Source organism: Pseudoalteromonas sp. 1181_04, assembly GCF_052850545.1.
In genome coordinates this window covers 1-343 of record NZ_VXCS01000109.1, presented here as the reverse complement: position 1 = coordinate 343, position 343 = coordinate 1, and the positions used below count along the sequence as shown (strand labels likewise).

General features: G+C 48.4%; 1 protein-coding gene. It reads left to right on the top strand.

The window, feature by feature from the left end; all coding sequences use genetic code 11:
• Positions 1 to 343, top strand: a 343-nt coding sequence (locus FW757_RS23245) for a transposase (protein ID WP_446441797.1), incomplete at both ends; no start/stop codon positions are given.

The following is a 343-nucleotide window of genomic DNA, read 5'->3' as shown; positions in this document are numbered from 1 at the left end:
GTCGGGCTTTGACGCGTGGTATAACAACGACAAAACAGGCGCGGCGGCGTATCCGCCGTCAGTGATGTTAAAGATTATTTTGCTCGGCTATGCACATGGTTTGATCAGCAGCCGCCGTATTGCGAAGGCGTGTGAGACGAATATTTTGTTTATGAGTATGTCGGGGGACATCCAGCCGCATTACACATCAATCGCGGGTTTCGTGGCCAAAATGCATGAACAGATTGAGCCACTATTTACGCAAGTATTGATGATATGCGACGAAGAAGGGTTGATAGGCCGCAATATGTTTGCCATTGATGGCTGTAAGTTAAAGTCGAATGCGAGCAAAGAATGGAGCGGG